15 protein-coding genes and 2 pseudogenes are annotated in these 12,818 nt (G+C 67.3%); 10 read left to right on the top strand and 7 right to left on the bottom strand.

Going from position 1 to position 12,818, the window contains the following annotated elements; all coding sequences use genetic code 11:
• Nucleotides 1-21 precede the first annotated feature (21 nt).
• A pseudogene (locus tag BN973_RS09015) lies at nt 22-378 on the bottom strand (5,10-methylene tetrahydromethanopterin reductase); the annotation flags it as partial.
• A pseudogene (locus BN973_RS30395) lies at nt 372-667 on the bottom strand (MFS transporter); the annotation flags it as partial. The pseudogenes BN973_RS09015 and BN973_RS30395, both read right to left, overlap by 7 nt.
• Before the next feature lie 175 nt (nt 668-842).
• Between BN973_RS30395 and BN973_RS09005 the strand changes: the two are divergent.
• Nucleotides 843-2,189: a flavin monoamine oxidase family protein gene (locus BN973_RS09005; RefSeq protein ID WP_036467490.1), complete on the top strand. Its 1,347-nt coding sequence runs from the start codon at nt 843-845 to the stop codon at nt 2,187-2,189.
• Here the strand turns inward: BN973_RS09005 and BN973_RS09000 are convergent.
• Nucleotides 2,184-3,143 (bottom strand): alpha/beta fold hydrolase, encoded by a 960-nt coding sequence (locus BN973_RS09000; RefSeq protein WP_036467487.1) that lies wholly within the window; start codon nt 3,141-3,143, stop codon nt 2,184-2,186. The two genes, BN973_RS09005 and BN973_RS09000, sit on opposite strands and share 6 nt — an antisense overlap.
• Nucleotides 3,144-3,363: 220 nt before the next feature.
• Between BN973_RS09000 and BN973_RS08995 the strand changes: the two genes are divergently transcribed.
• Nucleotides 3,364-4,707, top strand: coding sequence for a flavin monoamine oxidase family protein (locus BN973_RS08995; RefSeq protein ID WP_232232047.1), 1,344 nt, complete (start codon nt 3,364-3,366; stop codon nt 4,705-4,707).
• A gap of 13 nt (nt 4,708-4,720) precedes the next feature.
• Here BN973_RS08995 and BN973_RS08990 read toward each other — a convergent pair whose 3' ends face one another.
• Complete coding sequence (locus BN973_RS08990; RefSeq protein ID WP_036467480.1) at nt 4,721-5,611, bottom strand: helix-turn-helix transcriptional regulator; 891 nt, start codon at nt 5,609-5,611, stop codon at nt 4,721-4,723.
• A gap of 114 nt (nt 5,612-5,725) precedes the next feature.
• Here BN973_RS08990 and BN973_RS08985 point away from each other — a divergent pair, with 114 nt between their 5' ends.
• Genes BN973_RS08985 through BN973_RS08975 form a run of 3 tightly spaced genes read left to right on the top strand, consistent with a single transcriptional unit; the run spans nt 5,726 to nt 7,251 of the window.
• Nucleotides 5,726-6,178: a hypothetical protein gene (locus tag BN973_RS08985; protein ID WP_036467477.1), complete on the top strand. Its 453-nt coding sequence runs from the start codon at nt 5,726-5,728 to the stop codon at nt 6,176-6,178.
• Complete coding sequence (locus BN973_RS08980) at nt 6,162-6,866, top strand: TetR/AcrR family transcriptional regulator (RefSeq protein ID WP_036467475.1); 705 nt, start codon at nt 6,162-6,164, stop codon at nt 6,864-6,866. The genes BN973_RS08985 and BN973_RS08980 overlap by 17 nt, the downstream gene beginning before the upstream one ends.
• 25 nt (nt 6,867-6,891) lie before the next feature.
• Nucleotides 6,892-7,251: a hypothetical protein gene (locus tag BN973_RS08975; protein ID WP_036467472.1), complete on the top strand. Its 360-nt coding sequence runs from the start codon at nt 6,892-6,894 to the stop codon at nt 7,249-7,251.
• Between the two features lie 39 nt (nt 7,252-7,290).
• Here the strand turns inward: BN973_RS08975 and BN973_RS08970 are convergent, their stop codons facing one another.
• A complete protein-coding gene (locus BN973_RS08970) occupies nt 7,291-7,725 on the bottom strand; it encodes an SRPBCC family protein (RefSeq protein WP_036472199.1) in 435 nt (144 codons plus the stop codon).
• Nucleotides 7,726-8,042: 317 nt separating this feature from the next.
• Here BN973_RS08970 and BN973_RS08965 point away from each other — a divergent pair, with 317 nt between their 5' ends.
• Both BN973_RS08965 and BN973_RS08960 read left to right on the top strand, forming a co-directional pair.
• Nucleotides 8,043-8,441 carry a heme-binding protein gene (locus tag BN973_RS08965; protein WP_036467469.1) on the top strand — a complete coding sequence of 133 codons (399 nt, stop codon included), beginning with the start codon at nt 8,043-8,045 and terminating at the stop codon, nt 8,439-8,441.
• A 119-nt stretch (nt 8,442-8,560) separates the two neighbouring features.
• Nucleotides 8,561-9,616 (top strand): DNA topoisomerase IB, encoded by a 1,056-nt coding sequence (locus BN973_RS08960; RefSeq protein ID WP_036472198.1) that lies wholly within the window; start codon nt 8,561-8,563, stop codon nt 9,614-9,616.
• Nucleotides 9,617-9,634: 18 nt separating this feature from the next.
• Here BN973_RS08960 and BN973_RS08955 read toward each other — a convergent pair whose 3' ends face one another.
• On the bottom strand, nt 9,635-10,024 hold the full coding sequence (locus BN973_RS08955) for an ATP-binding protein (RefSeq protein WP_051641183.1): 390 nt from the start codon (nt 10,022-10,024) through the stop codon (nt 9,635-9,637).
• 205 nt (nt 10,025-10,229) lie between these two features.
• On the opposite strand from BN973_RS08955, the gene BN973_RS08950 reads away from it, so the two are divergent.
• Nucleotides 10,230-10,487 carry a DUF7218 family protein gene (locus BN973_RS08950; RefSeq protein WP_036467466.1) on the top strand — a complete coding sequence of 86 codons (258 nt, stop codon included), beginning with the start codon at nt 10,230-10,232 and terminating at the stop codon, nt 10,485-10,487.
• A 14-nt stretch (nt 10,488-10,501) separates the two neighbouring features.
• Here the strand turns inward: BN973_RS08950 and BN973_RS08945 are convergent, their stop codons facing one another.
• Nucleotides 10,502-11,077, bottom strand: a complete 576-nt coding sequence (locus tag BN973_RS08945) for a hypothetical protein (protein ID WP_036472197.1) — start codon at nt 11,075-11,077, stop codon at nt 10,502-10,504.
• A gap of 84 nt (nt 11,078-11,161) precedes the next feature.
• Between BN973_RS08945 and BN973_RS08940 the strand changes: the two genes are divergently transcribed.
• Both BN973_RS08940 and BN973_RS08935 read left to right on the top strand, forming a co-directional pair.
• The gene (locus tag BN973_RS08940) at nt 11,162-11,878 is read left to right on the top strand and encodes a glycosyltransferase family 2 protein (protein WP_036467463.1); all 717 of its coding nucleotides are present in this window, start codon (nt 11,162-11,164) and stop codon (nt 11,876-11,878) included.
• Nucleotides 11,875-12,816, top strand: coding sequence for an acyl-CoA dehydrogenase family protein (locus BN973_RS08935; protein ID WP_036467460.1), 942 nt, complete (start codon nt 11,875-11,877; stop codon nt 12,814-12,816). The genes BN973_RS08940 and BN973_RS08935 overlap by 4 nt, the downstream gene beginning before the upstream one ends.
• Nucleotides 12,817-12,818 lie beyond the last annotated feature (2 nt).

Genomic DNA, 12,818 nt, shown 5'->3' with positions numbered 1-12,818 from the left:
TCGCGTCCGTGGTGCGGAGGTTCAGCGCCGGTAGGCCGCGCCCGGGTGATCGGCCGGCAATAGCGGTCCCGCGCCGCCCAGTCGCTCGCGCAAGGTGCCGCGTGCGAAGTGTTCCGGTACCCGGCCGCGTCGACGCAGTTCCGGCACAACCAGTTTCGCGAAGTCGCCGAAGGTGCCCGGCGTCGTCACGTAGGCGAGGTTGAATCCGTCGACATCGGCTTCCTCGACCCAGCGCTCGAGTTCGTCGGCGATCTCGGTGGGCGAGCCCACCAGCACCGGGCCGCGACCGCCGATACCGATCTCTTCGGCGAGTTCCCGCGCCGTCCAAGTTCGCTCGTCGGTGGCGAACGACGCTAGGGCCGAACGGTTGGCGCCGGTGCGAGCAGCCCCGCCGTCGCGTAGGTCGGCAACAGCCCGATCGCGGTCGTGACGAGGCCCATCGTCAGCAAGGCGATGACCAGAACGGCCTTGCGGCCCAACCGGTCCCCGAAGTGGCCCGACGCCACCGCGCCTATCGGCCGGCCCCGAATCCCGCCGCATAGGTGGCGAAGGAGGCCAGCGTCCCGGCCGTCGACGAAACATGCGGAAAAAACAGCGGTTTGAACACCAGCGCCGACGCCGTCGCGTACAGATAGAAGTCGTACCGCTCGATCGTGGTGCCGATCATGCTGCCCAGAGCCACGGTTCGCAGCTGTGTTCTTGTATTGGCAGTAGCGGCCGGCTCGGTGATGATCACGTGATCGCAGATTAGCCAAGGCACCCCGGTCGGCATACGGTTGCCATCGCCGAGATGCGAACACCGCTCTACCGCAGCTACCGGGCAATGCGGTTGACTAGAGGGCGTGACAAAGCCGTCGTGGACTGTCGATGTTGTGGTGGTCGGCGCCGGCTTTGCCGGCCTTGCCGCGGCGCGAGAGCTGACGCGACAGGGCCACGACGTGGTGGTCTTCGAGGGTCGCGACCGCGTCGGCGGGCGTTCGTTCACCGGTAGCGTCGCCGGATTGCCGGCCGACATGGGGGGCGCGTTCGTCGGCCCGACCCAAGACGCCGTGCTCGCATTGGCGGGCGAGTTGCAGATCCCGACCACGCCTACCTACCACGACGGCAAGAACGTCATCCACTGGCGCGGCTGGACCCGGTCCTATCACGGCACCATCCCCAAGCTTTCGCTGACCGGGTTGCTCGATATCGGCCGGCTGCGTTGGCAATTCGAGAGGATCGCGCGCAGCGTTCCGGTCGACGCACCGTGGCAGGCGCACCGCGCGCAACAGCTCGACGGCCTGTCGTTCGGGCAGTGGTTGCGGTCGGTGCGTGCCACCGCCTCGTCCCGCGACCTGATGGCCATCATGGCCCGGGTGACCTGGGGTTGTGAACTCGACGACGTGTCGATGCTGCACGCGGCGCGCTACATCCGCGCCGCGGGCGGTCTGGATCGGATGCTCGATACCGTGGACGGCGCCCAGCAGGACCATTTCGCCGGCGGCACCCAGCAGATCGCCCGGGCGGCGGCGGACGAACTGGGCGCGCGCGTCGTGCTCAGCGCGCCGGTGCGCCGCATCGAGCGGCACGGTTCCGGCGTCACCGTCACCTCCGACCGGGGCGCGGCCGATGCGGGATTCGTCATCGTCGCGATCCCGCCGGCCCATCGCGGGGCCATCGAATTCACTCCCCCGCTGCCCGCCGAGTACCAGCAGTTGGTCCAGCGGTGGCCGCAGGGCCGGCTCAGCAAGGCCTTCGCGGCGTATTCGACCCCGTTCTGGCGGGCCAACGGTTTCTCGGGCCAGGCGCTGTCCGACAAAGGCCCGGTGTTCATCACCTTCGACGTCAGCCCGCGGGCCGACGGGCCGGGCATCCTATTGGGCTTCGTCGACGCCCGGGCGTTCGATTCCCTACCCACCGACCAGCGGCGCCGCGATACGTTGCGTTGCTTCGCGTCGCTATTCGGCGACGAGGCACTGCGCCCTCTCGACTATGCGGATCATCGTTGGGGCACTGAGGATTTCGCGCCGGGTGGCCCGACCGCGGCGGTACCGCCCGGCTCGTGGACGCGGTTCGGGCGGTGGCTGCGCGAACCGGTCGGGCCCATTCATTGGGCCGGCACCGAGACCGCCGACGAGTGGACCGGGTTCTTCGACGGCGCCGTCCGGTCCGGACGGCGAGCGGCGGCCGAGATCGCCGCCCTGCTATGAGCTGATCCGCGCGACCGGCAGGGTGACGGATTCGGCCAGTAACCGCAGCTGCCCGGTGACCTCCCGGTGGTGTTCCAGCATCGAGCAGTGACCGCCGGGCAACTCGACCAGGCCGACCACGTTGGGCGCGGTGCGGGCGATCTCGCGGGATGCGGCGATCGGCGTCAGCCGGTCGTCTTGGCTGCCGATGACCAGCGTCGGGACGGCCAACCCGGACAGGTCGAGGTATTTCGAGCCCAGCGATTCGACGAGCGTCCTCGCACAGCCCCCGCGCCCGGCCGGTGCTGTCTGCACGAACAACTCGTGAATGAGCTTGGCTACGCTCGGGTCGGCATCCTTGCCGACGGCCAGCATCGCGACAAATGAGCGACTGGCCAGCAGGGCCGCACTCGGAATCGGGAACCCGCCGAACAGGTTGATCAGGTGCCGCGCGGCAATCGACCGCGCGGGCGACAGTCGGCCCGGCACCGAGAACAGCTTCACCTGGCGCACCAGGTCGCCGCTGGTCGTGTTGATCAGCGCGACGGCGTCGGCGCGACGCTGGACCTTGTGGCGATAGCGGGCCGACCACGCGGCAATCGTGATACCGCCCATCGAGTGCCCGGCGAGCACCGCCCGCTCGTGCGGCGCGACCGTCGCCTCCAACACGCAATCCAGATCGGACGCAAGGTGTTTGAGGCTGTAGCCGCAGCGCCGCGGGACCCCGCTGCGGCCGTGGCCGCGGTGGTCGTACGCGATCACTCGGTACTCGGTGGCCAAGTCGGCGATCTGGTAGGCCCACGCGCGGATCGCGCAGGTGATGCCGTGAGTCAGCACGATCGGGTAGCCGTCCGGCGGGCCGAAGACCTCCGCGTGCAGCGGGGTGCCGTCGACCGCGCGGACGGTCAGGGTGCGGCTTGGCGGCAGTGCGCCGGGCAGTGGGTCGATCACACGTGTCGATCGCCGAGCACTCATCGCCAGCTCCCCCCTCGAACACGGCCCCCTTGCCGCACTCCGGATGCGGCGATCTTATAACGGCACGGTCGTCCAACTATGGAATTTCGGCCAATCCAGCGCGCCGAATCTCAGCACACAATTCGCCGGTAACCACCAAACCCCGGCGCGGTGCCGGTTACCGTGTGAGAGGCTGATTGTCATGTTCCCGATGTCCCGTCGGGCGGTGCTCACAGCAACGATGAGCGCGGTCACTGGCGGGCTGGTGGCTGCCTGCACATCGGGTAAACATTCAGCGTCGCCGCCTTCACCGCCGGAGATCAAACCCGACACCCAGTCGGTCCTGATCGTCGGCGCCGGCATGGCGGGCCTGGCCGCCGCGCGCAAGCTCGTCGACGCGGGATGGCCGGTGCGCCTGATCGAGGCCCGCGACCGCGTCGGTGGCCGCGTCGCCACCAACCGCGACTGGGGCGTGCCGATCGAGATGGGCGCGTCCTGGATCCATGGCACCGCCAGCGATCCGATGATGGAATTGGCCCGCAAGGCGCACGCCGAGGTCATCCCGACCGACTATTACGGGTGGGCGAAGCTCGCAGTGGATCGCCGGCTGCCGCCGATGGACTACGACGCCGACCCCTGGCATCAGTTCGTCGAGCGGGCCTGTGACCGTGTCACCGGCGGGAGCCTCGGCGCCGCGATCGACGCCGCGGCCAAACGGGCCGCGCTTTCCAGTTCGGATCGCGCCCAGCTGGCCTTCTTCGTCGCCACCGAGATCGAGGACGAATACGCGGCCTGCGCAGACCAGTTGTCCGCCACCACATTTGACACCGGCGACTACGCCGACGGGGACCAGGCCGTCATCACGAACGGCTACGACGCCCTGCCGACGCTGCTCGCCGACGGACTTCAGATCGTCTTCAATGCGCCGGTCACCGCGATCACTCGACGAGACAACTCCGTCATCGTGCACGCCGCAAACCAATCCTTCGAAGGACCCGCCGCGATCGTCACGGTTCCCCTCGGGGTACTCAAGGCCGGTTCGATCACCTTCGACCCGCCGCTTCCCGACGGCCATGCGCACGCGGTGAACGCGCTGGGATTCGGTGTGCTGTCCAAGAGCTTCTTCCGGTTCGACCGGCGAACGTGGAAGACGGACAACGCCTTTTACCTCTTCCTGGGCACCGACCCGGGCGCGTGGGCGCAGTGGTTCACCCTGTCCAACTCCGCCGGACCGATCGTGGTGGCTTTCAATGCCGGCGACCGCGGCCGGGCGGTAGAGGCGTCGTCGGCCGCCGACGTGACGGCCCGTGCGCTACCGATCGCCCGCCAGCTGTTCGGCGACGACATCGCGCCGGTTGACGTCCGGACCTCGAGTTGGAGCACCGACCCGTACGCGCGGGGCAGCTACTCGTTCCACGCGCCCGGTTCCGGGCTCGACGACCGCCGGCGGCTGCGCGAACCCATCGGCGACCGGCTGTACCTGGCGGGTGAGGCCGTCGACACCAAGAATCCGTCGACCGTCATCGGCGCCTTGGTCAGCGGCCGCAACGCCGCCGACCAACTGATGCAGCGGCTGCAGAACTAGCGCGAACGCGACGCTACGCCGACGCGTTGTCGCGTCGCGTGTCCGCACCGGGGTCGGGGCCGGTCGCGGTACCGCCGGCGAGTAGCCGCAGCGCCTGGTCGGATCGCGAGCCCGGTTCGGCGGTATGGCCGATCAACGACAGGCCGCCCCCGCTGGTGATATCCAAGACGTTGTAGATCAGCGACAGTTCACCGATGTCGGGATGCCGAAATCGCTTGACACCGTGCCGATGTGCCTTGACGTTCTGCGCGGCCCAGCTGGTGCGGAATTGGCCGCTGCGGGTCGCCAGCTCGTCGACCAGGCCGGTGACGGCCGACGAGCCGGGCGAGCGTACCGCTTCGGCCCGCAGCAGCGAGACGACATCGTCGGCTTCGCGGGCCCAGTCGGGGAAGAACTGCTTGGCGGCGGCATCGAGAAACATGAATCGGACCAGGTTCGGCGTCGCCTTTGCGCCGGCGAAGACCGGTGCGTACAGCGCGCGCCCGAGTGCATTGGCGGCCACCAGATCGAGGTGACCGCTGATCACGATCGCCGGCGCGGTGACCATGCTGTCCAGCAATGCCCGCACGCCGCCGGGAACGGTTTGGTCCGTGGCGCGCCCCGGTCGGGTTCGGTCGCCCTTGCTGGTGGCAGCGCGAACAAGATCGAACAGATGGGTTTCCTCTGCCTCACCGAGTTGCAGGGCTCGGGCGACCGCATGCAGGACGTCCTCGGAGACGCCGGCCACGTTTCCCCGCTCGACCTGGGTGTAGTACTCGATGCTCACGCCGGCCAGCTGGGCGACTTCTTCGCGCCGCAGTCCGGGCACGCGCCGGCGGCGGCCCGGCGGCAGTCCGACTTGCGCGGGCGAGATTCTGGCCCGTCGGGACATCAAGAAATCCTTGATGTCCTTGGCAATGTCCATCTCCCCCGAATACCCGCACAGGCAAGCAAACATCCGCACCTGTTGACCGACTGTTGGTCTTGTAAACCGACCACTGGTCGGTTACCGTCGGATCATCCGTGAGTGGAGGTAGCCATGAGCCAGCCAGATCCGTCGCAGTTTCGTACCCGGATGTTCGCGCGCGCGTTCGGCCCGTTTTTTCTGATCGTGCCGTCCATCATCGCGGTGCGCGCGTCGTCGCAAATGCCGGTGTTACTGCACGAATTCAGCACCAGTCCGATGTGGCAGTGGGTGCTGGGGGCCGTGCTGCTGATGTGGGGCAGCGTCATCATCGCCTTTCACCAGTATTGGCGAAGCGTCGCAGCGGTTTTGGTGTCGCTGCTGGGGTGGTTTCTCGCCATCCGGGGCATCCTTGTGCTGGCGATTCCCGACGTCTACGACTCGGCCGGTAAGTCGTTGCAAGAGAACGCTATTCCGTTGGTGCGCGCCATCTTCGGCGCGATCGCATTGGTGGGCCTGTACCTGACCTACGTGGGCTGGATCGCCAAACCCGCCGAGCCGGATCGAGCGGATGCCGCGGGTAGTTAAGCATCCCGACATTCGCCGTGCCGAGATCCTGGATCGGGCCACGGCGCTGTTCGTTGCGCGCGGGTACGACAATGTCAGCCTCAACGATCTGATCGCCGACGCCGGAGTCTCCAAAGGAGCTTTCTACCACTGGTTTCCGTCGAAGGAAGCGCTCATCACCACACTGGCCGAGCGCAGCGTCCGCGGCCAGCTCGCGGTCCTCGAGGAGGCCTCCGCCCATTGCGAAGGCAACGCTTTGGATCGGCTCAACACGCTGCTGCAGGCCGGGTTCGACGTCAAGATGCGGACCGGCACACCCGAGCAATTGGCCGCGATGGTCTCGCTGCTACGGCCCGAAAACGCGCATCTGTACGGACGCATCATCGCGGTGAGCGAAGAGCTGACGCGACCGCTGCTGACCCGATTGATCTGCGACGGAGTGGCCGAAGGCATCTTTGACACCTTCGACGCCGAAGGGGTGGCCGACATGATCCAAGGCCTCGCCGCACGCCTCAACACCAACGTCGTCCAGATCATCGATGCCCCCGACGAACCCGGCAGGCAGCGCGCCATCGATGTCCTGACCGACAGATGCAGGCTGCACGGGTTGGCCGTCGACCGGGTTCTCGGGCTTCCCGACGGAAGCATCGCGGTGCTCAGTCGGGCACAGCTCGAGGCGATGGTGGCGGCTTTGCCGCGCGATTACTGAGCCCGGGATTGGGCATAGCTGATACATGACGGCTAACGATCCCCCGCAACAGAGACAGCGCTCGACGACCGACAGCATCGCCACGGTCGCCATGTTCGTGCTGGCCGCGATCGCGGGAGCCCTGTCCATCACCTTTTCCTTCTTCTTCGTAATGGCGACCGATTCGTGCGCCGGCAAGAACTGCGACACATCGGCGCTCGATTGGGCCTACGCGGTGACGTGGGGCGGTGTCGGGATCGCGGCCGTCGTCGCCGTCTGCGGCATCATCGTCGCGGCGGCGCGCAAGCGGGTCATGTGGGTATGGCCCACCATTGCGCTGGTCCTGATCGTCGTGGCGGGCGTGATCGGATCACAGCTGGCCAACTCCGTCACCACGCACCATTGATACGCGCGCTAAAGGGTTGCGCTACAGCAGAATTCGGCGCTACTTTTCCAGCGCCTTCGCGCACGCGTCCAGGATCGCGACAAAACTCGAGCGCAGCAGCCGGCGGGTGAGCGCCTCCAGCGCCTTGCCTCCGGCCGCGGCCGGATGGGTGTAGTTGGTCAGCCAGTCGACATGCGTCCCATCGCCGGCGGCCGTGAACGTCAGGGTGCCGCCGTCGTGATCGAACGGCGGGATCGACTTGACGATCAAGTAGGTGTAGCTGTGGGGCCGATCGTAGGCCGTCAGCTCTTCGCGAAACCAGCTGCCGACCGCGATCACCTCGCGCAACGCTCCCGGGCCCGGACCCGACGTGCCCTTGGCCCAGTAACCCTTGAGCGCCAACGGCGAGGCGGCCAGATTGACCGGATCGGCCAGCCAGTCGAACACTTGCTCCACCGGCGCGGCGATCGTGCGTTCCACATGAATCTCGACCATCGGCACTCATGCTAGCCACCGCCCGGGCGCGCGACTGCTGGCAACGATCAACATCTTTGCGGCGACGCAGAACACCCCAATTGTCGCCTTAGAGAAATCATAAGGAGATTTTGCTGGTACCCGCTTGAGTTGGTCACGATTAGGTCACGACGTGCGGGTACCGACAGCCAGGGCGTGACCGAGCCGAGAACTAGCGTCAACCCGCGGGTTAGCTACGCGCGCCGGCACGGCGTTGCCGACGTTGACCTCAGCTACCTTGGACTTCGGGGAGTCGGGCGTCCCCGCGAATCAATTCGGATCGAAGGGCAAGGCTAATCATGAATTTCAGCAGTATCGTCGCGCGCCGGCGGGTCGCCGGCATCAGCGCGGGCTGCCTGCTCGGGGGAATGGCCATGGGCATCGTCGCCGCGCCGTCGGCGGTTGCGGCCCCCGACTGCAGCCCCGCCGGCGTCAACGCCACGGTTTCCTCGACGCAGGACGCGGCACAGCAGTATCTCGCCGCCCACCCGGGCGCGAACCAGGTGGTGACGGCCGCGTTCAACCAGCCGCGTGGGGAGGCCGCGTCCAGCCTGCGCGGCTACTTCACCGCGCACCCGCAGGAGTACACCGACCTGCGTGGCATCCTGGCGCCGATCGGCGAAACCGAGCGTCAGTGCAACGTCTCGGCACTGCCGGGGAACCTGGAATCGGCCTACCACGAGTTCATGGCCGGCTGATTCCGCCCATAGCGACCCGCCACAACGCCGTGGCGGGTCGTTTTGCGTTTCCCGTGGACCGGTGTGAACCGCGCCATGGGCGGGTAATTCCCAGTCAGCCAATGGGTCTGGAGGTGACGATGCGGTTGCGCCGAAGCACGCTCGGCGGTCCGGGGATCGCGCGCAAACGCCGGGGCAAAGGGTTCGCCTACTACGGACCCGACGGCAACCCGCTGACGGACGAGGCCGCCCTGCAACGGATCAAAGACCTGGTGATCCCGCCGGCGTGGAAAAAGGTGTGGATCTCGCCGCACCCCAACGGCCACATCCAAGCCGTCGGCACCGATGTCGCCGGGCGCCGCCAGTATCTCTACCATTCCGCCTGGCAGCAGGAGCGAGCCGAGGAGAAGTTCGACCGCGTCCTGGATCTGTCGACCCGGTTGCCGGATTTCCGCGCCCGCATTGTCGCCGACCTCGCTCGTCGGTGCGCGACGCGGGAGCGCGTGCTGGCGCTGGGACTGCGGCTGCTGGACCGTGGCTACTTCCGCTCTGGGGGTGAGCAATACGCCGACGAACACGAATCCTACGGAATTGCCACCCTGCTGTGTGAGCACGTGACGGTGCACCGCGACACCGTCGAATTCGACTACCCCGCCAAGAGCGGCGTGCAACGCACCGTGGCGGTGCCGGACGCCGGAGTGGTCCGTGCGGTGCGTTCACTGATGCGCCGCGGTGACCGCAGCGCGCGGTTGCTGGTGTACCGCAACGCATCCGAATGGACCGAGGTTCGGGCCGAGGATCTCAATGTCCGGTTCAAGGAACTCGTCGGCGACGAATTCACGGTGAAGGACCTGCGGACATGGCACGGAACGGTGCCGGCGGCAGCGGCATTCGTCGACGCGGATCCACCCGTATCCCAACGCGTGATCAAACGCGTCGAGGCCGCGGTGATGAAGGAGGTCGCCGAGGAACTCGGCAACACTCCCGCGGTGGCACGCGGGTCGTATGTCGATCCGCGAGTCGTCGCCGCCTACGAGCAGGAAATCACCATCGCCACGGCCGCCCGGCGCGCCCAGCGCGCCCGTCGGCCCGACGTGGCGCAGGAGATCCTCGAAAAAGCGACTCGCATGCTGATACGGCGAATAGCGAAGGATGGCAACAGATCCCGGACACCCACCCTCGCCAAGACGGCCTGACCCATGCGGATGACGGCGCTAGAGCTGGTTTTCGCGACCGACGAGTGCCCAGACCGTTTTCCCCGACGACTTCGGCGTGCTGCGCCATACGCGACAAAGTGCGGAAACGATCGATAGGCCCGACAGGGTTTCGCTGCCACTTTCATCCTCGAGCCGGCCGGCCGGCACCTGGCTGTCGTCTTCCACCGCCACTACGACGGTGTCTTGCAGGCTTTCGACAATCAGCACCGGCGCGCTGTCGGTGTGCTTGAGGACGTTGTCAACGAGGACCGTGGCGATCGTGCCCGCGACGGGAATCAGACAGCTCTGGGCCGAAGCGGTAAGCCATTGCCCGATCAGGGCGCGGGCGAGCCCCAGACTGACCGCTCTTGCCGGAAGCTGGGTTCGCGCCCGCCTGCGGTCGCGCAACGGCCGCTTGATGGCGGCAGCCAGCGCCGACGGACGAGCCGGCCTGAGTCACCCTTTTCGACTACCCGTCCCCTCGGTAGGTAACCGCAGGCGATCGACGCTTCGTGCACCGGTCGATCGGCATGATTTCGCCGGCCCGGTTTCACCCCGGTCAGGCGGGGAATTCTCGCCAAGGTGTCCCATCAATGACAGGAGGGTGACAGCCGTGCCGAACCCGTCGATCAAGAACGAGAAGATGTATCGCGAACTGCGCAAACAGGGCAATTCGGAGGAAAAGTCCGCGCGAATCTCCAACGCCGCCGCGGCACGGGGCAAGTCCTCGGTCGGCCGCAAGGGGGGCAAGTCCGGCTCGTACACCGATTGGACGGTGCCGGCACTGAAGAAGCGCGCCAAAGAGCTTGGCATGTCCGGCTATTCGGGCCTTACGAAAGACAAACTGGTCGCCAAGCTGCGTAACCACTGAGTCCGCGCCGGCCTTCAGCCGGTAAGACCAAGCCGGTCGGCCAGCACCAAAAAAGCGACCGCGTAATCGTTGTCGACGGTCTGGGACCGGATGCGGCCCCAGTCGAGCCGTTCGCGAATCGCCCGCACCGCGGGCAGTAGCGTGGCGAAATCGCAGTGATGCTCGTGCAGCGCGCGCAGTTTCTGGATCAGCACCATGGTGGGCGGCAGCACCGGCATCGCGATAGCCAGTACGTCGCGCAGCTCGGCGCACTCCAGCATCGCCGAATCCACCGGTTCGCCGTTGAGTCGGTGCAGCACGTCGACCAACGTTTCGCCGATCCGCGCCTTGAAGAGCCAATCCTCCGGGGGATTCTCGATCGCGAACCCGGCGGCGCGCAGCGTCGCGGTCGCGGTCGCCACATCGGCCTCGGCGACCACCAGATCGACGTCATGACTGGGTTCGGGTGCGCCGTAAGCCCACAACGCGTAACTGCCGGCCAGCGCAAAGCGGGGCCCATCCTGCTTGAGCGCCGACGCGGCAGCACGCAGCGCCTCGCGCAGGTGCGCCCGGCAGTCCGGCGAATTCGACGAGGTCTCGGTGGGTGCCATCGTGACTAGGTCATACCCGGCCGGCCGGGCCGGCAACCCGTTTGTCATCTGTTTAAAGAGGGGCGAATTGGGCAATCGCCAGGTATGCCGCCGCCACCGCTTCGCGTCTACGATCGGGCTGTCGTGGTGGTTCCCGCCCACAACGAAAAGGCACGTCTCCCGGCATGTCTGCGGGCCGTACTGACCAGCGCGCTGTGTGTGCCGATTCCGGTCTCGGTAGTAGTGGTGCTGGACGCCAGCGACGACGACAGCGCGAAGCTGGCGGGCGAATACGGGCCGGATGTGCACTTCGTCAGCGTCGACGCCCGCAACGTCGGTGCCGCACGGGCGGCGGGTTTCGGCTACGGCTGGTCGCTGTGCCGCGACGAGGACGAGTGCTGGTACGCCACCACCGATGCCGACAGCCGAGTGGACCCCGGCTGGCTGATCCATCAGCTGGAGCTCGGCGCGGACATGGTGTTGGGCGTGGTACGGGTGGTCAACTGGCGCCACCATTCCCCCGACCTCGCCGCGCGCTATACACGGGCTTACGAGTCGAATCGGGACGGCCAGCACGACCACGTCCACGGCGCCAACATGGGTTTCAGTGCGCGCGCCTACTGGCGGGTCGGCGGCTTTCGCACGCTGACCTCCGGTGAGGACGTCGATCTGGTCGAGCGATTCGAGGCCGCCGGTTATCGCATTCACCGCGACACCGACTTGTCGGTCATCACATCGGCACGAACCCGGGCCCGGGCGCCACGCGGATTCGCGCATTATCTAAGACAATTCGGGACACCGGCGGTGGGTGATCGCGCGTGACCGCAGGGTTGATCAAACACTGGCTGGATTCCGGACGGCTCGAACTGCCGCTGCCCGCGTCGGGACGCACGCTGGAACGCTGGCAACGTCTGGCCCTGCTCGCCGAAGAAGACGTCGTCGCGGCCCGCATTGTCGAAGCCCACGTCGACGCCGTTGCGATCATCGACGAATTAGGCGGCAAGCCACCCGATCTCGGTCAACTGTGGGGGGTGTGGGCGGCCGAATCACCGGACGCCGTGGTGACGGCCACCAACGTGAAGGGCGCGTTCACCCTGAACGGCACCAAGGTTTGGTGCTCGGGCGCCGGATTCTGCACCCACGCCCTGGTGACCGCCCGACTGGACGACGGCCGGCGCGGCCTGTTCGCGGTCGCGGTCGTCGACCCTGCGGTGAAGGCACTGCCGTCCACCTGGTGGAACGCCGGGATGGCCGGAAGTGACACTCGGCCCGTGCAGTTCACCAATGCCCAAGCCGTCGCGGTCGGCGACCCGGGTGACTACCTGAACCGGTCCGGCTTCTGGCACGGCGCGATCGGCGTCGCGGCATGCTGGCTCGGCGGTGCGCGCAGGGTTGCCGAACCGCTCTATCGCTGTGCCGCAAGTGAATCAGCGGACGCGTATTCGTTGGCGCATCTGGGCGCGGTCGACGCGGCGCTCGCCGCCGGCGACGCGATGCTGACCAGCGCGGCAGCCCACGTCGATGCCGACCCGTTCGACCGGTCCGACAGTGCCGAACTGCTCGCGCGCCGGGTTCGGGCGATCGTCGAACACGCCGCCGACGAGGCGATCACCCGCACCGGCCGTGCGTTGGGGCCCGGTCCCCTGTGTCAGGACGGCCGGCATGCCCAGCGGGTGGCCGATCTGGGCATCTACATACGGCAAAGCCACGCCGAGCGGGATCTGGCCGCGCTCGGGGGGCTCGCGGGTCAGCGGCGCTGAGG

Source organism: Mycobacterium triplex, from assembly GCF_000689255.1.
GTDB classification, from domain to species: domain Bacteria; phylum Actinomycetota; class Actinomycetes; order Mycobacteriales; family Mycobacteriaceae; genus Mycobacterium; species Mycobacterium triplex.
The sequence above is the reverse complement of the archived record's forward strand: the minus strand, read 5'-3'. Positions and strand labels throughout refer to the sequence as shown.

Bases quoted from the DNA above. Each gene is read 5' to 3' on its own strand.
- BN973_RS08970 (WP_036472199.1), bottom strand. From the start codon at position 7,725: ATGGTCGAGATTCATGTGGAACGCACGATCGCCGCGCCGGTGGAGCAA.
- BN973_RS08995 (WP_232232047.1), top strand. From the start codon at position 3,364: ATGAGCGCGGTCACTGGCGGGCTGGTGGCTGCCTGCACATCGGGTAAA.
- BN973_RS08965 (WP_036467469.1), top strand. From the start codon at position 8,043: ATGAATTTCAGCAGTATCGTCGCGCGCCGGCGGGTCGCCGGCATCAGC.
- BN973_RS09000 (WP_036467487.1), bottom strand. From the start codon at position 3,143: ATGAGTGCTCGGCGATCGACACGTGTGATCGACCCACTGCCCGGCGCA.
- BN973_RS08960 (WP_036472198.1), top strand. From the start codon at position 8,561: ATGCGGTTGCGCCGAAGCACGCTCGGCGGTCCGGGGATCGCGCGCAAA.
- BN973_RS08945 (WP_036472197.1), bottom strand. From the start codon at position 11,077: ATGGCACCCACCGAGACCTCGTCGAATTCGCCGGACTGCCGGGCGCAC.
- BN973_RS08990 (WP_036467480.1), bottom strand. From the start codon at position 5,611: ATGGACATTGCCAAGGACATCAAGGATTTCTTGATGTCCCGACGGGCC.
- BN973_RS08980 (WP_036467475.1), top strand. From the start codon at position 6,162: ATGCCGCGGGTAGTTAAGCATCCCGACATTCGCCGTGCCGAGATCCTG.
- BN973_RS08940 (WP_036467463.1), top strand. From the start codon at position 11,162: ATGCCGCCGCCACCGCTTCGCGTCTACGATCGGGCTGTCGTGGTGGTT.
- BN973_RS08975 (WP_036467472.1), top strand. From the start codon at position 6,892: ATGACGGCTAACGATCCCCCGCAACAGAGACAGCGCTCGACGACCGAC.
- BN973_RS08985 (WP_036467477.1), top strand. From the start codon at position 5,726: ATGAGCCAGCCAGATCCGTCGCAGTTTCGTACCCGGATGTTCGCGCGC.